General features: G+C 43.9%; 24 protein-coding genes and 1 pseudogene. 8 read left to right on the top strand and 17 right to left on the bottom strand.

Annotated features, from left to right (window positions below):
• Positions 1–26: 26 nt before the first annotated feature.
• Complete coding sequence (gene mcpB / locus ACQXR1_RS04150) at positions 27–2015, bottom strand: methyl-accepting chemotaxis protein McpB (protein WP_014665151.1); 1989 nt, start codon at positions 2013–2015, stop codon at positions 27–29.
• 158 nt (positions 2016–2173) lie between these two features.
• Here mcpB and ACQXR1_RS04145 point away from each other — a divergent pair, with 158 nt between their 5' ends.
• Positions 2174–2911 (top strand): protein-glutamine gamma-glutamyltransferase, encoded by a 738-nt coding sequence (locus tag ACQXR1_RS04145; RefSeq protein WP_014665152.1) that lies wholly within the window; start codon positions 2174–2176, stop codon positions 2909–2911.
• Between the two features lie 13 nt (positions 2912–2924).
• On the opposite strand, the gene ACQXR1_RS04140 is transcribed toward ACQXR1_RS04145, so the two are convergent.
• From ACQXR1_RS04140 to ACQXR1_RS04110, 7 genes and pseudogenes are all read right to left on the bottom strand, one after another.
• Entirely contained in the window at positions 2925–3179 is a 255-nt protein-coding gene (locus ACQXR1_RS04140; protein WP_014665153.1) for a hypothetical protein, read from the bottom strand.
• A 167-nt stretch (positions 3180–3346) separates the two neighbouring features.
• On the bottom strand, positions 3347–3745 hold the full coding sequence (locus tag ACQXR1_RS04135; RefSeq protein WP_014665154.1) for a secondary thiamine-phosphate synthase enzyme YjbQ: 399 nt from the start codon (positions 3743–3745) through the stop codon (positions 3347–3349).
• A pseudogene (locus ACQXR1_RS04130) lies at positions 3705–3838 on the bottom strand (hypothetical protein). Before ACQXR1_RS04130 ends, ACQXR1_RS04135 begins: the two are co-directional and overlap by 41 nt.
• A gap of 25 nt (positions 3839–3863) precedes the next feature.
• Positions 3864–5528 (bottom strand): glycoside hydrolase family 13 protein, encoded by a 1665-nt coding sequence (locus tag ACQXR1_RS04125; protein WP_430771764.1) that lies wholly within the window; start codon positions 5526–5528, stop codon positions 3864–3866.
• 125 nt (positions 5529–5653) lie between these two features.
• Positions 5654–6943: a hemolysin family protein gene (locus ACQXR1_RS04120; RefSeq protein ID WP_069840226.1), complete on the bottom strand. Its 1290-nt coding sequence runs from the start codon at positions 6941–6943 to the stop codon at positions 5654–5656.
• 43 nt (positions 6944–6986) lie between these two features.
• Positions 6987–7664: a zinc metallopeptidase gene (locus tag ACQXR1_RS04115; protein ID WP_014477803.1), complete on the bottom strand. Its 678-nt coding sequence runs from the start codon at positions 7662–7664 to the stop codon at positions 6987–6989.
• Positions 7665–7704: 40 nt separating this feature from the next.
• The gene (locus tag ACQXR1_RS04110) at positions 7705–7968 is read right to left on the bottom strand and encodes a hypothetical protein (RefSeq protein WP_014665157.1); all 264 of its coding nucleotides are present in this window, start codon (positions 7966–7968) and stop codon (positions 7705–7707) included.
• 46 nt (positions 7969–8014) lie between these two features.
• Here ACQXR1_RS04110 and mstX point away from each other — a divergent pair, with 46 nt between their 5' ends.
• Both mstX and kbfO read left to right on the top strand, forming a co-directional pair.
• The gene (mstX, locus tag ACQXR1_RS04105) at positions 8015–8347 is read left to right on the top strand and encodes a biofilm formation protein MstX (protein ID WP_014665158.1); all 333 of its coding nucleotides are present in this window, start codon (positions 8015–8017) and stop codon (positions 8345–8347) included.
• Positions 8344–9330, top strand: a complete 987-nt coding sequence (gene kbfO, locus ACQXR1_RS04100; RefSeq protein WP_069150205.1) for a potassium channel protein KbfO — start codon at positions 8344–8346, stop codon at positions 9328–9330. Before mstX ends, kbfO begins: the two co-directional genes overlap by 4 nt.
• On the opposite strand, the gene ACQXR1_RS04095 is transcribed toward kbfO, so the two are convergent.
• The 5 genes from ACQXR1_RS04095 to ACQXR1_RS04075 all read right to left on the bottom strand — a co-directional run bounded on the left by ACQXR1_RS04095 (position 9327) and on the right by ACQXR1_RS04075 (position 14124).
• Complete coding sequence (locus tag ACQXR1_RS04095) at positions 9327–9731, bottom strand: YugN-like family protein (RefSeq protein WP_069150206.1); 405 nt, start codon at positions 9729–9731, stop codon at positions 9327–9329. The two genes, kbfO and ACQXR1_RS04095, sit on opposite strands and share 4 nt — an antisense overlap.
• A gap of 60 nt (positions 9732–9791) precedes the next feature.
• On the bottom strand, positions 9792–10163 hold the full coding sequence (locus ACQXR1_RS04090; protein WP_148343457.1) for a hypothetical protein: 372 nt from the start codon (positions 10161–10163) through the stop codon (positions 9792–9794).
• A 58-nt stretch (positions 10164–10221) separates the two neighbouring features.
• Positions 10222–11574: a glucose-6-phosphate isomerase gene (locus ACQXR1_RS04085; RefSeq protein WP_003243401.1), complete on the bottom strand. Its 1353-nt coding sequence runs from the start codon at positions 11572–11574 to the stop codon at positions 10222–10224.
• A gap of 110 nt (positions 11575–11684) precedes the next feature.
• Positions 11685–12857: an iron-containing alcohol dehydrogenase gene (locus tag ACQXR1_RS04080; protein WP_304592109.1), complete on the bottom strand. Its 1173-nt coding sequence runs from the start codon at positions 12855–12857 to the stop codon at positions 11685–11687.
• A 103-nt stretch (positions 12858–12960) separates the two neighbouring features.
• A complete protein-coding gene (locus ACQXR1_RS04075) occupies positions 12961–14124 on the bottom strand; it encodes an iron-containing alcohol dehydrogenase (protein ID WP_430771763.1) in 1164 nt (387 codons plus the stop codon).
• Between the two features lie 230 nt (positions 14125–14354).
• Between ACQXR1_RS04075 and ACQXR1_RS04070 the strand changes: the two genes are divergently transcribed.
• Positions 14355–14591 (top strand): DUF378 domain-containing protein, encoded by a 237-nt coding sequence (locus ACQXR1_RS04070; protein ID WP_003220771.1) that lies wholly within the window; start codon positions 14355–14357, stop codon positions 14589–14591.
• Positions 14592–14669: 78 nt separating this feature from the next.
• On the opposite strand, the gene yugI is transcribed toward ACQXR1_RS04070, so the two are convergent.
• The 3 genes from yugI to ACQXR1_RS04055 all read right to left on the bottom strand — a co-directional run bounded on the left by yugI (position 14670) and on the right by ACQXR1_RS04055 (position 16926).
• Complete coding sequence (gene yugI, locus ACQXR1_RS04065; RefSeq protein ID WP_003228864.1) at positions 14670–15062, bottom strand: S1 domain-containing post-transcriptional regulator GSP13; 393 nt, start codon at positions 15060–15062, stop codon at positions 14670–14672.
• 202 nt (positions 15063–15264) lie between these two features.
• Positions 15265–16425: an aminotransferase gene (locus tag ACQXR1_RS04060; RefSeq protein WP_014665165.1), complete on the bottom strand. Its 1161-nt coding sequence runs from the start codon at positions 16423–16425 to the stop codon at positions 15265–15267.
• The gene (locus ACQXR1_RS04055) at positions 16426–16926 is read right to left on the bottom strand and encodes an Lrp/AsnC family transcriptional regulator (protein WP_009968070.1); all 501 of its coding nucleotides are present in this window, start codon (positions 16924–16926) and stop codon (positions 16426–16428) included. It lies immediately after the preceding gene.
• 147 nt (positions 16927–17073) lie between these two features.
• Between ACQXR1_RS04055 and ACQXR1_RS04050 the strand changes: the two genes are divergently transcribed.
• The gene (locus ACQXR1_RS04050) at positions 17074–17895 is read left to right on the top strand and encodes an alpha/beta fold hydrolase (RefSeq protein WP_040081982.1); all 822 of its coding nucleotides are present in this window, start codon (positions 17074–17076) and stop codon (positions 17893–17895) included.
• 26 nt (positions 17896–17921) lie between these two features.
• Here the strand turns inward: ACQXR1_RS04050 and ACQXR1_RS04045 are convergent, their stop codons facing one another.
• Positions 17922–18182, bottom strand: a complete 261-nt coding sequence (locus ACQXR1_RS04045) for a YugE family protein (RefSeq protein ID WP_014665167.1) — start codon at positions 18180–18182, stop codon at positions 17922–17924.
• An 85-nt stretch (positions 18183–18267) separates the two neighbouring features.
• On the opposite strand from ACQXR1_RS04045, the gene patB reads away from it, so the two are divergent.
• From patB to kapB, 3 genes are all read left to right on the top strand, one after another.
• A complete protein-coding gene (gene patB, locus ACQXR1_RS04040; RefSeq protein WP_286313945.1) occupies positions 18268–19431 on the top strand; it encodes a cystathionine beta-lyase PatB in 1164 nt (387 codons plus the stop codon).
• A 126-nt stretch (positions 19432–19557) separates the two neighbouring features.
• Positions 19558–20844: a sporulation sensor histidine kinase KinB gene (gene kinB / locus ACQXR1_RS04035; protein ID WP_430771762.1), complete on the top strand. Its 1287-nt coding sequence runs from the start codon at positions 19558–19560 to the stop codon at positions 20842–20844.
• 45 nt (positions 20845–20889) lie between these two features.
• Entirely contained in the window at positions 20890–21276 is a 387-nt protein-coding gene (gene kapB / locus ACQXR1_RS04030; protein ID WP_069840232.1) for a kinase-associated lipoprotein KapB, read from the top strand.
• The last annotated feature ends 12 nt before the right edge of the window (positions 21277–21288 follow it).

Raw genomic sequence — 21288 nt, 5'->3', positions numbered from 1 at the left:
GCCTTCATCAGCGCTGTTTTTCGGCTTTACTCAATTTTAAATTGTTTCGTCAGATCGCGAAGCTCTTCTGCCATCTGCGCAAGAGTGGTTGCTGATGAACTGATTTCCTCCATGGAAGCAAGCTGTTCCTCAGCTGATGCGGCAATGTCCTGTATGCTTGCCGAGCTTTCTTTCGACACGTCTGCAATGCCGCTGACTGCTGCTGAAACGTGCTGTGAACGGCCTGACAGCTGCTCGACGGTGGAATTCATCGTCTGCAGCTTGCCCGCGATTTCGTTTGTCATGCTGAAAATGCTCTGGAAGCTTTCTTTTGTATTGTCTGTGACAACAAGTCCAGATTGCACTTCCTGATTAACCTCTTTAAACATGTGAAGGGAGGTTTCAATCTCTGCGACAATTTCTTGGATCAGCTTTTCGATTTCTTTTGCTGAATCGGCTGATTGAACAGCCAGCTTGCGCACTTCCTCCGCTACGACAGAGAAACCGCGGCCTGACTCTCCGGCACGCGCCGCTTCAATAGCCGCGTTTAGTGCAAGTAAATTTGTTTGGTCAGCGATGCCGTTGATGACTCTCAAAATGCTTGTAATGTCTTTTGATTTTCCTTCTAAGCCTTTGACTACAGCTTCAGCCTGCTGAACAGATTGATTAATCGAGTTCATTTGGCCGACTGTCTGCTGCACAAACTTTTCACCTGTTCCGGCGATTTCCGTTGATTGGATAGACGCCTTTGTAATATCTGACGATGTTTGTGAGACTTGCTGGAGTCCTTCATTCATTAAGTTCAACTGATGAGAGCTGGATTCAACCTTTTCACTTTGCTCTTCGTTTCCGTTTGAGAACTGCTCAATCGCCATCGTAATATGCTCGGTGGCTTTACTTGTCTGTCCGGCAGATGCGGTAAGCTGTTCGGAAGATGCGGCCACATTGTTCACCGAGTCCTGAATTGCGCTGATTAGAGAGCGGAGGGATTGTCCCATTTCGTTGAAGCTTTCTCCTAGCTCCCCTAGCTCATCCTTTGAATGAATTTCGATCGTTTCGGTCAGATCTCCTCTGCTGATCGTTTTCGATGATTGAACAAGACGTTTTAACGGTTTTGTAATCGAACGAACGATAAACAGAATTAAAATCCCGCCTGCCACAATGGAGGCAATCAGCACGATCATGCCCGTTACCAGCACAGACTTTGAGGCATCCTTAATTTCATCCATATACATAGTGCCGGCTATTTTCCAACCAGTCAGTTCATTTGTAGTATAGGTCAGCTTTTTATCTTCGTTATTCAGAGTGTACTTGAGCTCACCGCTGTCATTCGCATACATTTTGGCTACCCAGTCGCCTGACAGCTTTTCTCCAGCCTTATGGTTCTTGTGTGCGACGTAGGTTTTGTTTTTTGTTGCAATGAAAGCATAGCCTTCTTTTCCGACCTTGATTTGTTTCATCTGTTCTAACAATTTATCAATGGTAATATCCATGGCGACAACGCCTGATCCGTCCTTCAGCTCTTGTGCAATGGTAATGACCATGCTTCCGTCACTCGCAGCCACGTAAGGATCTGTCACGACAATTTCACCGCCGGCCTTCATCGCATCCTGGTACCAAGGGCGTTGTCTAGGGTCGTATCCGTCCGGCAATGTCTCTTTTGGCGCTTGTACGTAAGTGCCGTTATCTGCGCCTCCATAAATTCTGGCTACGCCCTGATTAATAGATACGTATTGTGAAAATTTAGCTTTGATCTCTTCTTGATTCGATTTTCCTTTGAATGCGGATCTTTTAAGAGATTCACTGAAAAAGGTAACTGCTTTCGCTTTTTCTCCCAGATCATTTGTAACGGTTGTATTAAATGTATCGACACTGTTTTTCGCATTCCCCATCATTTCCTCATCCAGCTTTCCGCTGGCGCTTCGGTAAGAACTAAATTCTAATATAAGAATAGGGATAATGAGAATCGCAATAAATGAGACGATTAATTTCTTTGAAATAGACGGTTTCTTCAACCAATTGATAAAAGTCTTCATGTCTACTTGCTCCTTCAGGTTTGATACAGTATATATCGGCTGCTTAAAAAAGTTTTAAAATAAAAAATGGAAGAAGTTCTTTTTGGCAGTCTTCAGTCTTTTTAGCTTTCATTGCCCAAGCCCTTTGCATATCTTATAAAAAAGAAGGGGGGCTAAACATGATTATTGTATCAGGACAATTGCTCCGTCCCCAGGATATTGAAAATTGGCAGATTGATCAAAATCTGAATCCGCTCTTAAAAGAGATGATTGAGACGCCTGTTCAGTTTGATTATCATTCAATTGCTGAACTGATGTTTGAGCTGAAACTGCGAATGAATATTGTCGCAGCGGCAAAGACACTGCACAAAAGCGGGGCGAAGTTTGCCACTTTTTTGAAAACATACGGGAATACAGCGTATTGGAGGGTTTCACCAGAGGGTGCATTAGAGCTGAAATACAGAATGCCGCCTTCAAAAGCGATTCGGGACATTGCAGAGAACGGTCCTTTTTACGCGTTTGAATGCGCAACCGCAATCGTTGTTATTTATTACTTGGCCTTAATCGATACAATCGGGGAAGACAAATTCGATGCCAGCTTTGACAGAATTATTTTATATGATTGGCATTATGAGAAACTGCCGATATATACAGAAACAGGACATCATTTTTTCCTTGGTGATTGTTTGTATTTTAAGAATCCTGAATTTGATCCGCAAAAAGCCCAATGGAGAGGCGAAAATGTGATTTTACTGGGGGAGGATAAATATTTTGCCCATGGTCTTGGAATCTTAAACGGACAGCAAATTATTGATAAGCTGAATTCATTTAGGAGAAGAGGAGCCTTACAGTCAGCCTATCTTCTGTCTCAGGCGACCAGACTGGATGTTCCGTCTCTTTTCCGCATCGTCCGCTAAAAAGCCCCATCGCCTATTTTCGGGACGATGGGGTTTCAAATGCCTTCCGTTTTCGATAGAAAGGGGCTGTGCCTAAATATTGGTTCGCAGCCCACTCCATTTTTTCAAGGTCATTTCTTGTCACGATTGGATCTAGGCTGCTCCATTTGATAAAGCGGACAAAATAGTAGCCTTTGATTGGAGCCATTGTAACTTTTGAGTGAGGCCAGCCTTCAAATACAAACTCAATTTTCCCTCTTTTTTTATAAGAGTATTGAAGAATGTTCATATCTGTCACCTCAGTTTTATCAAGTTACATTCGCAAAACAGTGTCTTCACGTCAGCAGGCCCGTAAAGCATCCGTGTCTGCTCCCTTCAATTTTTTAAATCTAAAACTGGATTTGCTTTTTGAGATGTCGGGACTGAGATAAATGTTTCGTCATAAAAAACAACCTGCTACCCCATGATTTTGATATAACATGTCCGGGTGCGAGGGCCATCAAATTCGCAGAAATAAATGCCCTGCCACGTTCCAAGAATGAGCCGGCCGTTTTCCACAATGACATGCTGTGAAGCGCCGACCGTACTCGACTTCATGTGTGCAGCTGTATTGCCCTCCATGTGGCGGTCGAGCTCATGTTCCCACGGATATACCTCATCAAACCTTCTGAGCATATCTTTTTTGACGTCCGGGTCGGCATTTTCATTAATTGTAATGCCCGCCGTCGTATGTGGACAGTAAATCAGCGCTGCGCCGCTCGTTACACCTGTTTCTTGAAGAAACGCATCCACCTCACGGGTGATATCAATCATTTCATCTCGTTTGGAAGTCTTGATTTGCAGTGTTTTCAGCATTTGTTTCTCCTTTCGGTTGTCCGCTCTATTTGCTTAATTCGTTCTGTGTTCTTTTTTTCCTGTTAAACCGCTCTCATAAACCTGATAAAACAAAAAAACTCCAGTCTAAGGCTGGAGTTTAGCGCCATAGATATATTCTTGCCTCATACGGCTTTAAGAGTATTGATGTCATATGCTTGTGCGGCTCTGTTTCAATATTTGACAAGACAAGGGCATCTGATGACAACGGCAATCCAGAGTGCTTGAATAACGCCGGTGTTCTTGTCAGATTGGCTGCAATCAGTGCAGTATGGCTCTCGTTATTTCGAAGATATGCAAAGATTTGCTGATCTTCCGGTAAAATGAGCTCGTATGTCCCGTTGATAAAAACATCATATGTTTGGCGCAGCTTGATCAAGCTTTTGTAAAAATGGTAAACGGATGTATTATCGTTTTTTTGCGCCTCAGCATTCAGCCATTTGTAATTCTCATTGACTCCAATCCACGGCTTGGCCTCAGAAAATCCGGCGTATGGATCTGCGTTCCATTGCATAGGTGTTCGTGAATTGTCTCTTCCCTTTTTCCAGACAACCTTCATCGCGTCCTCGTGTGATGCGCCTTTCGCTATTTTTGTTTCATAGAGGCGTTTCATTGCGACATCATCATAGTCCTCAATAGACGGAAATGCCACGTTCGTCATTCCGAGTTCCTGTCCTTGATAAATAAACGGCGTGCCTTTCATAAGAAAGTAAACAGCAGCCAGCGCTTTTGCACTTTCTTTCAGGTACACTCCGTCGTCTCCCCAGACAGAAACTGAACGGGGCTGGTCGTGATTCTCCATAAACAAAGCATTCCAGCCAATTCCTTCAAGACTGTCCTGCCAGTCAGTTAAAATTCGTTTAAATGAGGCAATATCAATGCTTTCATCGATCTCTACATCCCACAGGCCAAGATGCTCAAATTGAAAAATCATGTTGAATATGCCGTTTTTTTCTCCAGCCCAATCAGCAGCTTCCTTTGCAGAGACGCCGTTTGCCTCGCCGACCGTCATAATCGGATAGCGGGAAAATGTGTTTTCCTTCAGCTCTGTTAACAAATCCATAATGCCGTCAGCATTCATATGATAAGGAAAGGAAGGAACATAATCCAGTCCCTTTGGATTCGGCATGTTGGGAAGCCCTTCTTTTTTCTTAATATGCGTAATGGCATCCACCCGAAATCCGTCAATTCCTTTATCAAGCCACCAATTGATCATGTCATAAACGGCATTTCTCACCTTTTCATTTTCCCAATTCAAATCAGGCTGTTTTTTATCAAAAAGGTGAAGATAGTACTGGCCTGTCTTTTGATCATACTCCCAAGCCGGCCCGCCGAAAATGCTTTCCCAATTGTTCGGTGCTTTTCCGTTTTTGCCGTCTTTCCAAATATACCAGTCGCGCTTTTCCGAGTGTATAGATGAACGGGATTCTATGAACCATGGATGTTCATCGCTTGTATGGTTCACAACGAGATCCATAATCAGCTTCATGCCCAGAGCATGAATGTCACCAAGAAGCTCGTTAAAATCTGCCATGGTGCCAAAATCGCTTAATATGTTTTGATAATCCCTAATATCATAGCCATTATCGGCATTTGGTGAATCATACAGGGGGCAAATCCAAAGGACGTCAGCGCCCAGCTCTTTTATGTAAGAAAGTTTAGATCTGATTCCTTGAATATCCCCGATTCCGTCGCCATTTGAATCTTTAAAACTGCGGGGGTAAATTTGGTAAACAACCGCTTCCTTCCACCAAGCCTTTTTCATACAGCCACTCCTTCCCAGTGTACCGGTCTTATATATCCTATGTAGAAAAAAGGCTTCACAGCATTGCTTTTTAAGAAATGACTTGATCACACAAAAAACAGCCGTTCGTTCCCGGCTGTTTTTTATCAAAAATCGGTTTTTTTTATTTCTACAAAACGGATGTGATGATCTTCGGCGTCGAGGATTGTAAATTCACAGCCTTCCGCGTGTATGACGTCTCCTGCTTTCAGCTCCATTTTTTGCGTTAGAAGCCAGCCTGCAATCGTATCAATCTCTTCATTTTCAATCGCAATGTCGAGCAGGTCATTTACTTCGTCTATTAACGCTTTTCCATCCATCACATAATGGTGCTCGCCCTTTTTCAGGATGTGCGGTGTTTCATCCTGATCATACTCATCGCGAATTTCTCCGACGATTTCCTCGATAATATCCTCGACAGTGACAAGCCCCGCCGTTCCCCCATATTCATCCACGAGAATCGCCATGTGAATCCGCTCCTTCTGCATGCGGATTAACAGCTGCTGAACAGGAATGCTTTCAATGACCCTGATAACGGGCCTCATGATTTGCTCCAGCTTTATCGGCTGGCCGAGAAAATAAGCTTTAAACATATCTTTGCTGTTGATGATCCCTAAAATATGATCCTTGTCATCTTTGATGACAGGGTAGCGTGTATATCGTTCATTAATGATGTGATGAATCGCCTCTTCAAGCGACTGCTCAAGAGAGATGACGGCAATTTCTGTCCGGGGAATCATAATCTCTCTCGCTACCCGGTTGTCGAATTCAAAAATTTTATTTACATAGCGGAATTCAGACTGATTGATTTCTCCCTTTTCATAGCTTTCTGAAAGAATCAGCCTTAGTTCCTCTTCGCTGATGACAACCTCATGCTCCTTTACTGAATGAAAGCCAAACAATTTCACAAGAAAGCTTGCAGAGCCGTTTAATGCCTTAATAAACGGGTACGTGATTTTATAAAACCAGATGAGCGGCTTTGCAATCCATAAGCTTACAGCTTCAGCTTTTTGAATAGAAACCGTTTTCGGGGCAAGCTCCCCCATCACCACATGCAAAAAAGTGACGATAATAAATGCAACTACAAATGTGACAATGTGATTAAACGGTTCCGGCATGCCTGTCATTGTAAATAAGGGATGAAGAAAACGTTCAAATGTAGGTTCACCAAGCCATCCAAGGCCGAGTGCTGTAATCGTAATCCCGAGTTGGCAGGCTGATAAATACTCGTCAAGATTGGAGATGATTTTATGTGCGGCCAGCGCCCGACTGTCACCGCTTTCGATGAGCTGATTGATTTTTGAACCTCTGATTTTGACGATCGCAAATTCTGCTGCAACGAAAACAGCCGTAATGCCAATCAAAACAAAAATGGCGATCAATTGTAAAATAAGCAAAAAAAGCCCTTACCATAAATGGTAAGGGGCCACCTCCTTAACGTTAATTCTCATCACGACCGTTTAAGAAGATCATCACAAAACGAAGCAGTTCAAACAGGGAAACCAGGGCGGCGGCCACATACGTTAAGGCAGCAGCGCTCAGCACTTTATTTACCCCATTTTCTTCATTGTTTCGGATGAATCCTTCTGACACAATAATCTGCTTCGCGCGTGAGCTTGCATTGAATTCGACAGGCAATGTAATCAGCTGGAAAAAGACAGCCGCTGAAAATAATATGATGCCAAGCCCGATCAAATTCAGGCTTCCGAGAAGCATGCCTCCTAAGAAAAGCAAAGGGGCTACACCGGATGCAAAATTCACGACTGGGAAGATTTTATGTCTTATCACAAGCGCACCATATGACTCCTGATGCTGCAAGGCATGTCCGACTTCATGGGAAGCTACGGATATGGCGGAAATTGAGCGGCCGTAATAGACCGGCTCAGATAAACGCACCACCCGTCTTGTCGGGTCGTAATGGTCTGTTAAAGTGCCTCTTACCGGTTCGACCGGCACGTCGTAAAGACCGTTTATATCTAAAATCCGTCTTGCTGTTTCTGCCCCTGTACGTCCGCTTGAGGCTTCCACTTTTGAATATTTTTCAAAGTTGCTCTTCACTTTAAATTGTGCCCAAAACGACAATCCCAATGCGGCTATTGTTAAAAATATAAACAGCATTTTTCATCATCCTTTTTCCATGATCATTTCTCTATTACGATTATTTTAATGAGTTTTCTTTCCCGTGTACAGAAATGCGCTTTTTCTTCCGGCTCGGGGCACACAATCCAATCAGCAAAAAGAACAGACCTGCTGAAAACAAATACAAGGCGAAACTGCCGGCCAGTTCTTTCAGAAAATGAAGCCAGGAGAAGCTGCCGGAAAAGTGATTATATGAGTTTAAATCGAAAATAAACAAAATCACCGCGGATGCCGCCAGCTGCGTACCGATCAAAACCACGATCGTTCTTTGAAAGATCGTCATCTTTTTCATCCTTTTTGTTTTAGTTTATGGAGAAATCCGTTTTTATATGTTTTGTTCATTTTTTGAAAAACATCATCGGAAGTGGGACATACTGTTAGAAAAAAGCACGGGTGTGATGGAAGCTATGAAAGTGACGAGTGAGGAAAAGGAACAGCTGAGCACAGCAATCGACCGGATGAATGAAGGATTGGACGCGTTTATTCAGCTTTATAATGAATCAGAAATTGATGAGCCGCTTATTCAGCTTGATGATGATACAGCCGAGTTAATGAAGCAGGCCCGAGATATGTACGGCCAGGAAAAGCTAAATGAGAAATTAAATACAATCATTAAACAAATTTTATCCATTTCAGTATCTGAAGAAGGAGAAAAAGAATGAAATCAAATCGGATATTTATTTCATGGCTTAGATGGCCGTTATTTATCCGAATCGGGGTTATTATTTTATGTCTGATTCTTTTGTTCGGCCAAATCATTTATATACTTGAGCCGAAGCAGTTTACTTCGGTATTTGAAGGCATTTGGTGGGCTGTCGTTACGGTTTCGACAGTCGGTTATGGAGACTATGTGCCGCACACGCCGCTGGGTCAGGCAGCTGGAATTCTGCTGATTTTGAGCGGCGCAAGCTTTGTCACTGCATATTTCGCAACGTTATCAGCGGCCGCATTCAGCAGACAGCACCGCTATATCGAAGGAAAAGTTGCTTACAAAGGCCGGGGCCACATCATTCTGATCGGGTGGAATGAAAAAACAAACCGGCTTTTGAAGGACCTTCAGCTTGCGGCCCCTTCCAAAACAGTCGTGCTAATCGATGAATCTTTAACAGAAGGCCCGCTGATCGAAAACGTCCATTTCATACGCGGGCACGCTGCCGATGACGAGACACTGAAACGGGCCAATATTACCGAAGCGGAATCAGTGATGATTACAGCCGATCAGTATAAAAGTGAAACTGAAGCAGATATGCTGTCAGTGCTGACTCTTTTATCTGTGAAAGGGCTTAATCCCCTTGCTTACTGCATCGTCGAGATTTTGACTGACCGTTTTGTCACCAATGCGGAGCGGGCAGGCGCAAACCAAATCATCGGAACGTCAGAATTTATCAGCCGGGCGATGCTGCAGCATTACCAAGTCAAATTACGGCCGTCGAAACAGCAGAACGGAATTAAGCTGCCACTTGACCAGCATGTAGAGCTTCTTGCTGTTCCTGACGAACTAAAGGGAGCGGCTTACAAAACCTGCGTTCTCTATTTCCTGGATCACAACAAAACAATTATAGGTGTACAAAAAGAGGAGGGGCCGATGATTTCCCCTCCTCTTACATACACGGTACTCGAAACAGACCAATTCCTTGCCATCTAATGCAGCAGAACATCCTCCAATTCTTTTACGAGAGAGGCGCCGATATCCAAAAATGCCGGATCAATTTCCGCGTCCCGCCTTTCCGGTTCGGAAAATTGATTAAACAGTGATTGGAAAGGCCCTCCCTCGGCTTGATCATCAACATCCGTCTGAAACACCTGTCTCAGCATAAACGGCGTTCCGATCCGGACGGCCGCCCCGCGTTCATCGAGACTGCCCTGTACCGCATTGACAGGAATTCTCAAAAATAAATAGCCGTCTCTATCATCAATTTTATAATCAAAGTAGCCATGATCGTATTCCCAGCCGCCGTTTATCACATAACCGAGCGGCTTCATCACTTGTTCCAGTTCTTGAAGCAGAAAAGACTGCCCATCTATCGCTGAAGGTATTGGTATCATCAAAAATGCCCCTTTTTTCACTTATCCTGTCCTGCCGAACAAGACTTCATTCAGAGGCGCCTACATGGAAATCGTTGTTTCTTTCGCGCGTCCAACAAAAAAGAAAGCGCATTCAATTAAGAAGTAAACAGCCATTGCCGCAGCAAGCCCTGCAGCTGAATCCCAAGACACATAAACAACCGTTGCATAGAGTCCTAATTTAGTGAAAAGAGTATGGGTTCGTTTCAAATGCAAAATCCGATGTACCGCATCGGTAAAAAGCGCAAGCGGCAAACCAATGAGAAGAAAGGCGTGGATGAAAAAATGTGACAGCGTGCCGCCAAAGCTTGAAGAAAAATCTGTATACACGGCATCAAAGGAGATAAGGATACTTAAAAGAGCTGCAGAAAAGCCGGCAATGATGAGATGTTTAACCACTTGTTTCATGAACATCAGCACCTTTCTGATTTTATAAAAAGCCGACCGGCAATTGCCAGTCAGCTTTCTCACATTAATCTTCCAGACGTTTTTCAAGCTCTGCTTTTTTCTCTTCAAAGCCAGGTTTGCCAAGCAATGCAAACATATTGACTTTGTACGCTTCTACACCAGGCTGGTCAAACGGATTGACGCCAAGGAGATACCCGCTCATCGCGCAGGCTTTTTCGAAGAAATATACAAGGTATCCAAAAGTATATGCATTCAGTTCAGGAATGTTAACGATTAAGTTCGGAACATTCCCGTCAGTATGGGCAAGCATTGTGCCTTGGAATGCTTTCTTGTTAACGAAATCAACCGTTTTACCGGCTAAATAGTTCAAGCCGTCAAGATCGTTATCCGCTTCCTCGATTGTCAGTTCATGTTTAGGTTTCTCTACGTTCAGCACCGTTTCGAATAAATCTCTGCGGCCTTCTTGTACATACTGGCCTAAAGAATGAAGGTCTGTTGAATAGTTGGCTGAAGAAGGATAAATGCCCTTCTCATCTTTCCCTTCACTTTCTCCGAACAGCTGCTTCCACCATTCCGCAAAATATTGAAGCGCTGGTTCGTAGTTGATGAGCATTTCGATCGTTTTGCCTTTGTTATAAAGGACATTGCGAACAACCGCATATTGGTATGCAGGGTTATCTTCCAGTTCAGATGTTGCAAAATCTTTGCTCGCATCCAAGGCGCCTTTCATCATGTCGTCAATGTTGACGCCGCTGACAGCAATCGGCAAGAGACCTACAGCTGTTAAGACTGAATAACGGCCGCCGACATCGTCAGGGATAACGAATGATTCGAAGCCTTCTTCATTAGAAAGCGTTTTTAATGCGCCGCGCTCTTTATCTGTTGTTGCATAAATCCGCGCTTTCGCTTCTTCTTTACCGTATTTCTCTTCAAGAAGCTTGCGGAAAATACGGAAAGCGATTGCAGGTTCAGTTGTCGTACCTGATTTAGAAATGACATTAATAGAGAAGTCAACATCTTCAAGAAGATCCATGACGTCTCTCATATAAGATGAACTAATGTTGTTTCCGATAAAAATGACTTGCGGATTGCCGCGTTTTGCTTTTGGCAAAGTGTTATAAAACGCGTGATTCAGCGCTTCAATCGCTGCCCGCGCCCCAAGGTAAGAGCCGCCGATGCCGACAACAAGCAATACATCAGAGTCAGATTTGATTTTTTCCGCGCTTTTTTTGATGCGCGCGAATTCTTCTTTATCATAATGTTCAGGGAGGTCCACCCAGCCTAGAAAATCGCTGCCCGCGCCTGTTTTTTCATGGATATTATGGTGTGCAGTTTTTACAAAGTCCCGCAGGTATGTAAGTTCATGTTCGTTGAAGAAAGTCAACGCTTTTGAGTAGTCAAAGCGTACATGCGTCATTGCTTGTCCCTCCATAACGGTATAATGTTTTCATCTTTCACTTTATATGAACTTATCTGTGAAATCAAGTCAAGAAGAAAGGCGGAATGACTGGATTCCGCCCTTTGGGGTTATAGAGACGCGCGAAGGATGGCAAGCACGTCATCTTTGTTCAGTTTTTGGAAGTTGCCGAAGCCGCCGTGTTCCATTTCCTTGGCTGCGATATCAGCAATCAGCTCAAGCTTTTCTTCTCCGATATTGTAATCAGCAAGACGGGAAGGCGCGCCAAGGCTTGTCCAGAAAGCAGACAGTTTATCGATTCCTTCAAGCGCAATTTCTTTATCTGTTTTGCCTTCCGTATCAATGTCAAACATGTTGAGCATGAGGTTTTTGAAGCGGCCTACGTTTGTATCAAGCGTATATCTCATCCAGTTCGGGAACAGTATCGCCAAACCGCCCGCATGCGGAATATCATACACAGCTGAAACGGCGTGTTCCATTGTATGAGAAGCCCAGTCACCAAAGTAGCCCATTTGGAGCGTGCCGTTTAAAGCGATTGTACCAGCATACAAAATCGTTTCACGAAGCTCGTAGTTTTCCAGATCTTCAAGAAGCTTAGGAGCTGTTTCGATGACCGTCTGCAAAACAGCAAAACACATTCTATCCTGAAGCGGCGTGTTTTCAACATTGTGGAAGTATTGTTCGAATACATGGCTCATCATGTCAACCATGCCGTATACTGTTTGATTTTCAGGAACCGTGAACGTATTTTCAGGATCTAAAATTGAGAAACGCGGATGAGTCACATTGCTGCCCCACACATATTTCTCGTTTGTTTCCCAGTTTGTAATCACGGAATCAGGGTTCATTTCAGAGCCTGTTGCAGCAAGCGTTAAAACAGTGCCAAATGGCAGCGCATCCTCCGCTGTTACTTTTTTGCTGAAAATATCCCAAGCGTCACCGTCATATTTGACGCCCGCTGCAATTGCTTTTGTACAGTCAATGACACTGCCTCCGCCGACAGCAAGCAGAAAATCAATGCTATGTTCTCTGCAAAGGCCTATGCCTTTTTCCACTGTCGCAAGTCGCGGGTTCGGCTCAACACCTGAAAGCTCATGAACAACAGCGTCCTCTTCTTTTAAAATGCCTGTGACTTGATCATAAAGGCCGTTGCGTTTAATGCTGCCGCCCCCGTAAACAAGCAGTACATTCTTGCCGTATCGTTTTAATTCTTTTCTTAACTGTTCAAGCTGGCCTTTTCCAAAAATCAGCTTTGTCGGATTATAATAAGTGAAATTTTCCATAGTAAAACCTCCAATAATGCTGGCTTAAAAAACAGATTTCCCATTGTAACATAAGTTTGACAAAAAGAAAAAGGGAAGCAGCCAAACGGCTATTTCCCCTTTTTTATAGAGATGCCTTCAGAATTGACAGCACATCTTCTTTGTTGAGTGATTTAAATTGGCCGAATGTACCGTTAGCCATTGCCTTGTCAGCGATTGTGTCAAGCTGCTCATCATTAATATCATAATCAGCAAGACGGTTCGGAGCGCCAAGGCTTGTCCAGAACGCAGACAGTTTATCGATACCTTCACGTGCGATTTCTTCATCTGTTTTACCTGCTTCTTCAACATCAAACACACGAACTGCAAGCTGTTTCATGCGGGCAGGGTTTTCAGACAATGTGTGTCTCATCCAGTTCGGGAACAGAATTGCCAGTCCCCCGGCATGCGGAATATCATAAACGGCTGATACTGCATGTTCAATATTATGAGTAGCCCAATCCCCTCTAGCACCCATAGAAAGCATGCCGTTTAATGCGATTGTTCCTGTGTACAGAATCGTCTCACGCAATTCGTAATTTTCGAGGTCATTGATCAGCTTAGGCGCTGTTTCAATCACTGTACGAAGAAGTGATTCACACATGCGATCCTGATACGGTGTGTTTGATACATGATGGAAGTATTGTTCGAATACATGGCTCATCATGTCAACCATCCCGTAGATCGTGTGGTTTTTAGGTACAGTGAATGTATTCACCGGATCAAGAATCGAGAATTTAGGGAATACGAGCGGGCTTCCCCAGCCGTATTTTTCTTTTGTTTCCCAGTTTGTAATAACAGAGCCTGAGTTCATTTCAGAACCAGTCGCAGCGAGAGTCAATACCGTACCGAATGGCAAAGCATCTTTTGGCTGATGTTTTTTCGTGACGATATCCCACGCATCACCATCATACTTTGCTCCTGCGGCAATCGCTTTTGTACAGTCGATGACGCTTCCGCCTCCGACAGCCAGTAAGAAATCAATGTTGTGTTCTTTACAGATGGCAACACCCTTATTAACAGTCGACACACGCGGATTCGGTTCCACACCTGCTAGTTCATGCACGGTCGCTCCGGCTTTATTCAGCTGTTCGATCACTTGATCATACAGGCCGCTACGTTTAATGCTGCCGCCTCCGTACACAAGCAATATGTTTTTCCCGTAAGGTTTGAGTTCCTCCGGAAGTCTTTCCACTTCGCCGCGCCCGAAAATTAATTTGGTCGGATTCCAGTATGTAAAGTTTTGCATGACATCTCCTCCTTAGATTTTTTATTATGCAGAATGTCCTCACCACATGTAAAGCAATCAGCTCTCGCCTCTCAGCATATCTGATGGTTTTATCTTGCAAGACGCTGGGAAAGAAGCTGATATAAGCGAGGGCAGGCCAGTTTCCCCTCATATGGAGAATGCATGTATAGATTCTCCAATATGTCACAATCTATAACTGTTTTAATAATTCATGGAGGAGGTTGCAAAACATGAGTACCATTCAAAGAATTTGTCTTGTATTAACCATCATTGGCGCCATTAACTGGGGATTGATCGGATTTTTCCAATTTGACTTAGTAGCGGCTATCTTCGGCGGCCAAGGGTCAGCTCTTTCCCGAATCATTTACGGACTTGTCGGAATCGCCGGCTTAATCAACCTCGGTCTGCTATTTAAGCCAAACGAGGAAAGATCACGTGAAGAAGCAGCAAATCCTGAAATGCGATAGGATATCAATCACGCTGAAATAGGATTTTGCATGAAATCAAAAGCACCGAACATTCCTGTCCGGTGCTTTTTTTCATGCTTATTTTTTGATAAGGTCTTTGCGGTTGGACATTTCGATCCACTCTTCAAGCTTATCTTTTAATGTGTTGAAACCTTGTGGTGTAGAAGCTTCTTCGCTTACTTGAGCAGCTTTAGGTTTTCTTGGTTTGCTTTCTTTTTTCTCAGGCGCAGCTTGTGTCGCACGAATTGAAAGGCTGATTTTGCCTTTTTCTTCATCAACAGCAAGTACCTTTACTTGTACTTCGTCGCCAACTGAAAGGTGCTCGTTGATATCTTTTACGAAACCGTGAGTCACTTCAGAAATGTGTACTAAACCTTGAGTTTCTTCATCTAATGCAACAAACGCACCATACGCTTGTAATCCTGTAACTTTACCAGTGTAAACACTGCCCACTTCAAATTTTGCTGCCATTCATAACAACTCCTAAGTTAAATTAAATATCTGTTTATACGCAATTTAAAATTATATCACACATGTCTTATTTTCGCAAAGAAATCTTTTTTATAAAAAATCAGGTTTGTGCACGGCAAAAAGGGGGTAAACTGAAAATACCAAAGGCTTTCTAGTATTCCCCCCTTTTATTGGATGCGAACAAAAGGTTCGTATCTTTTTTTTATGTTGTTTTGTGCAGGAAGCGTTTCATTCTGACTAACGCTTCTTGAAGCTGTTCAATCGAGGTTGCGTATGAACAGCGGATATATCCTTCACCGCTCGGGCCAAACACACTTCCCGGAACAACTGCCACTTTTTCCTGCGTCAGAAGCTCTTCTGCAAACTGTTCTGAACTCATTCCCGTGCTTTTAATGGATGGAAAAGCATAGAAAGCGCCGCCCGGGTGATGGCAGCTGAGACCGATTTCATTGAGAGATTCTACAAACAGATTCCGTCTTCTTCGATAGCTTTTTTTCATTTTTTCTACGTCTTCCATGCCGTTCTTCAGGCCTTCAAGGGCGGCAAACTGCGCCATTGCGGGCGCGCACATCATCGCATATTGATGAATTTTAAGCATTGCATCCCGAAGCATGGATGGTGCTGCAGCAAAACCAAGCCTCCAGCCCGTCATCGCAAATGCTTTTGAAAAGCCTGAAATGACTACCGTCCGTTCCTTCATTCCCGGTAATGCCGCTATACTTGTAAATTCCTCATCATATGTCAGCTCCGCGTAGATCTCGTCGGCTAAGACAATGACATCATGTTTTTTGGCAAACTCAGCAATCGCATTCAGCTCTTCCTTCGAATAAACCGAACCTGTCGGATTCGATGGTGAGCAGATGAGAATGGCCTTTGTTTTTTCAGTGACTGCCGCTTCAAAATCAGCGGCCGTTGCTTTAAACCCTTTGTCTGCTGTTGTATGAACATGAACCGGGATACCGCCTGCCAAAGAAACAAGCGCATCGTATGCCACAAAACATGGCTCAGGTATGATGACTTCCTCACCTGGATTCACAAGGGCACGGATCGCAATATCCAAAGCCTGACTTGCCCCTACTGTCACAATCAGCTCATTATCTGGCGAGTAGCTAAGGTCAAACCTGTTGCTCAAATAACGGCTGATTTCCTCTCGCAATGAGTATAAACCGGCATTGGCCGTGTATGACGTATATCCTTGTTCAAGAGAGAGAATGCTTGCTTCACGGACATTCCACGCGGTAACAAAATCAGGCTCTCCAACACCTAAAGAAATGACGCCTTCCATCGTTGCCGCCAAATCAAAGAATTTGCGGATGCCTGATGGTTTTATTTGTTGTACATAGTCTGATAAATACGAAGTCATTTACGGGGACACCACGATTCTTTTGTCGTCGTCTCCTGTTTCAAACACTTTGCCGTCATGCTTGTATTTTTTCAGGATAAAATGGGTTGTCGTAGATACAACGGAATCAAGCGTTGACAGTTTATCTGAAACAAAACGCGCTACGTCAGACATCGAATTGCCGCGAATTACGACAGACAAATCGTACACGCCTGACATCAGGTAAACTGATTCAACCTCTTGGAATCGGTAAATTCGTTCCGCCACTTCATCAAAACCGACTCCCCGCTTCGGCGTTACTTTGACGTCAATCATGGCCGTAACGCCCTCATGTCCGTCAACTTTTCGCCAGTCAATCATAGCGGAATAATCGATAATAACCTTTTCTTTCTCCAGTTTGTCAATAATCGTTTTTACTTCATTTACAGGGATGCCCGCCATCTTCGCAATGGTTTCTAAATCGGCGCGGCTGTTTTCGTCTAAAATTTCTAATATTTCTGTTTCTTTTTCTGTCAACTTCATTTGATTCACACCTTTGCAATGTCAAGAAATCTCATGACATTATATCACGTTTTTTGACGAATGCTAACAAAAAACGAGGAGAAACTTCCGCTAGAATTGACAATTTCAGGGCACAATACAAACATCAAAAAAAGGGAGTGACACAGAATGGAGGCGGTTTCACCAATAAGGCGGTTTACGGTCGATGGAGTCAATGTGTACTACGAACATTATCAAAATCCTGGCAGGCAAACGCTGGTCTGCGTACACGGTTTTTTATCGTCTGCTTTCAGCTTCAGAAAAGTAATCCCTCTCCTTCGGGACAAGTACGATATCATCGCGCTTGATTTGCCTCCTTTCGGCCAATCTGAAAAATCAAGAACGTTTATCTATACCTATCAAAACCTCGCAAAGCTTGTCATTGGGATTTTGGAGCACTTGCAAGTGAAGCAAGCTGTGCTTATAGGGCATTCTATGGGCGGACAAATATCATTGTCTGCTGCTCTCCAAAAACCGGAGCTTTTTTCAAAGGTTGTGCTGCTTTGCAGTTCAGGATATTTAAAACGCTCACACCCAACGATCATTTTCGGGACCCATATTCCGTATTTTCATCTATATATCAAGCGCTGGCTCTCGAAAGAAGGCGTGATGAAAAATTTATTAAATGTTGTGCATGACAAATCGCTGATTGATGAGGAGATGATTGACGGCTATGGCAGACCATTTCAGGACGAGCAGATTTTCAAAGCCATGACAAGGTTTATCCGCCACAGAGAAGGAGATTTAGAACCCGAACAATTGAAGAGAATGAACAAGCCTGCATTATTGATTTGGGGCGAGGAGGATCGAATTGTCCCAATGGAGATCGGTAAACGGCTGCACGCGGATTTGCCTAATTCCGTGCTATACTCATTTAGCCAAACCGGACATCTGGTGCCTGAAGAACGGCCTGAGCTTGTTTCCGAACACATTGCTGATTTTATCAAATAGAAAAAAACCGGTGCTGAACCGGTTTTTTAAAGTGTGCAGGAGCTGCTGTTTTTAATGTATAAAAGCTGGCCAGCCACTTCCCGGCAGCTGTCGATCGGCAGCGTTTGTTCAAAAGAAGTTTCAAATATATGCTGAATGCGTTTCGCCAGCAGGGCGGGGTCGTCTTCATCATAGACCGCCTGCACGACATCAACTGCCTCCGTTTCGTAAAACTCTTCACCATATTTAAACGGGTCCCATTTGGCAATGATCTTGATCATTTCCCCCACCGCTTGACTTTCTTCCATATTCATCACCGCTTATAATAAAATTTGCAGTTCTATCTTATCATAGTGAAGCTTAGAAAAATAAACTACATGAGGAGGTAACAGAATGAACTTTGATAAACGAGAAGAACGCCTTGGCACCCAATCGGTCAAATGGGACAAAACAGGCGAATTATTCGGCGTGACAGACGCACTCCCGATGTGGGTGGCGGATATGGATTTTCGCGCGCCGGAAGCGATAACTGAAGCATTAAAAGAGCGCCTTGAACACGGAATTTTCGGTTATACGGCTCCGGATCAAAAAACGAAGGATGCGGTGTGCGCATGGATGCAAAACAGGCACGGCTGGAAGGTGAATCCGGAAAGCATCACATTCAGCCCGGGCATTGTAACGGCTTTGAGCATGGCGGTACAAGCTTTCACGGAGCCTGGCGATCAAGTCGTTGTACAGCCTCCAGTTTATACGCCTTTTTACCATATGGTTGAGAAAAACGGCCGGCACATTTTACATAATCCTTTGCTAGAAAAAGACGGCTCATATGCAATGGATTTTGAAGATTTGGAAACGAAGCTTAGTGACCCAAGCGTTACATTGTTTATTTTATGCAATCCTCATAACCCTTCAGGTCGTTCATGGGGCCGTGAAGATTTGCTGAAGCTGGGCGAATTGTGTCTTAAGCATGGCGTCACAGTTGTATCCGATGAAATCCATTCCGATTTAATGCTGTACGGACACAAACACACGCCGTTCGCTTCGCTCTCTGACGATTTCGCTGATCTTTCCGTGACATGTGTTGCGCCAAGCAAAACATTCAATATCGCCGGATTGCAGGCTTCGGCAATCATGATTCCCGATCGCCTGAAGCGCGCCAAGTTTTCTGCAAGCCTGCAGCGCAATGGTTTAGGCGGATTAAACGCGTTTGCCGTCACTGCAATCGAAGCCGCATACTCAAAAGGCGGGCCGTGGCTTGATGAATTGATCTCTTACCTTGAGAAAAACATGACCGAAGCGGAAGCCTTTTTGAGCTCCGAGATGCCGAAGGTCAAAATGATGAAACCGGATGCATCATACCTGATCTGGCTCGACTTTAGCGCTTACGGCTTGTCCGACACAGACCTTCAGCAAAGAATGCTAAAAAAGGGAAAGGTTATTCTAGAGCCCGGGACGAAATACGGGCCTGGCGGAGAAGGATTTATGCGCCTAAACGCGGGATGTTCTCTCGCAACCCTGCAGGACGGCCTGCGCCGCATCAAAACCGCATTATCATAAATATAGCTCTGAAACGCCTTTACGTCTTCATTCGTAAAGGCGTTCTTAATAAAGGAATTTTATATTTTACTTCTAATATTTAGTGTTATAATAGATTCATATTTTATACGAAAGGATTTCACACGAATGGAAATTCTAAAAGACTATCTCCTGCATATCTGCTTTATTTTGTTTCCTATTCTTCTTTACCAAGTGTTTTGGCTTGGAAAACCTGCGATTCTTGTGCCAAAAATAAACAGCGGTTTGGTCACGCTCTTCGCCTGCGGCGCCTCCGTTTTATGCATTCTTTTCCCGATTCATGAAATGGACTACATACAATACGGCCTTCAGATGATTCCCGTTATCATTTGTTTATTTTACATTAGCACCGCTTCCGGACTCACAGTCGCCGCATCTGTCCTATGTTTTGAACTGCTTTTTTACGAACCTTCCGCAATATTTGTTTTCACTTTGCTGCCTTTTCTTATCATTATCCCAATCCTATTTCAGAAAAAATGGCCATTTATGTCCAAAGCGAAAAAACTACTGCTGTCTTTATTGATCAGCTGCTTGGAGGTTTTCCTATTTTTCGCCTCCAGCTGGATTCTTTCCGCCTTAAATATTTTAAATTTTCAAAAATCAGGAATTTTCGTTTACGAGGCGGTAGTCTCAGGGCTTTTCCGCTCCAGTGTTCTTCTATTAAGCATCTATATTATCGAAAGCATCGCCGAAAATATCGCCTTGCGCTCACAGCTTATCCATTCTGAAAAAATGACGATTGTGAGCGAACTGGCAGCGAGCGTCGCTCATGAGGTCAGGAATCCTTTGACAGTTGTCCGCGGGTTTATCCAGCTGCTTTTTAATGACGAAACCCTGCAAAACAAGTCGAGTGCGGATTACAAACAGCTTGTACTGTCAGAGCTTGACCGGGCACAAGGCATTATCACAAACTATCTCGATATGGCGAAACAGCAATTATATGAAAAAGAGGTTTTTGATTTATCTGCCCTTATTAAAGAGACAAGCAACCTTATGGTGTCGTATGCCAATTACAAGTCAGTAACCGTCGAGGCTGAAACAGAACCGGACCTTTTGATATACGGGGACGCAACAAAGCTAAAGCAAGCTGTCATCAACCTGATGAAAAACAGTATTGAAGCGGTTCCTCACGGGAAGGGGATGATCCGCATATCGGCCAAAAGAAACGGCCATACGATCATGATTAACATCACAGATAATGGGGTCGGGATGACAGACCATCAAATGCAAAAACTCGGCGAACCTTATTATTCCTTAAAAACAAACGGAACGGGACTCGGCCTTACCGTAACCTTTTCCATTATTGAACATCATCACGGGACCATTTCATTTAACAGCAGCTTTCAAAAAGGCACTACGGTGACAATTAAGCTTCCCGCTGATCTTCCTCACTAGCAAATCGCTTGGAACTTTAATAGAATAAATGCGAGGTGATGACAGATGAGCACGTTTGAGACAGGCTCTATTGTTAAAGGATTTTACAAAACAGGTGTATACATAGGAGAAATTACGGCTTGCAGGCCGCAGCATTATTTAGTGAAAGTAAAAGCGGTTCTTACCCACCCCGCCCAAGGAGACCTTCATCATCCAAAACAGGCGGATGTGCCGTTTTTTCATGAGAGAAAAGCGCTCGCAAATGGTGAACAGACCAATATCCCCCACCATATGGTGAAGCCATATGATGGTGAAGTGCCGGATTATACAAAATCTCTGCGGGAGGCGACAGCACAGCTGAGAGCCAAATTGAATGAGGATGGTTCGGAGTGGGCAAAGCGCTCCCTACATAATCTGGACACTTTAGAAAAAGAATATTTCAATCGGCCATAACCCAGTCTGACA

Source organism: Bacillus sp. ATD, assembly GCF_050585765.1.
GTDB classification, from domain to species: domain Bacteria; phylum Bacillota; class Bacilli; order Bacillales; family Bacillaceae; genus Bacillus; species Bacillus stercoris.
Note: the sequence above shows the minus strand (reverse complement) of the source record. Positions and strands in the feature narration are given on the sequence as shown.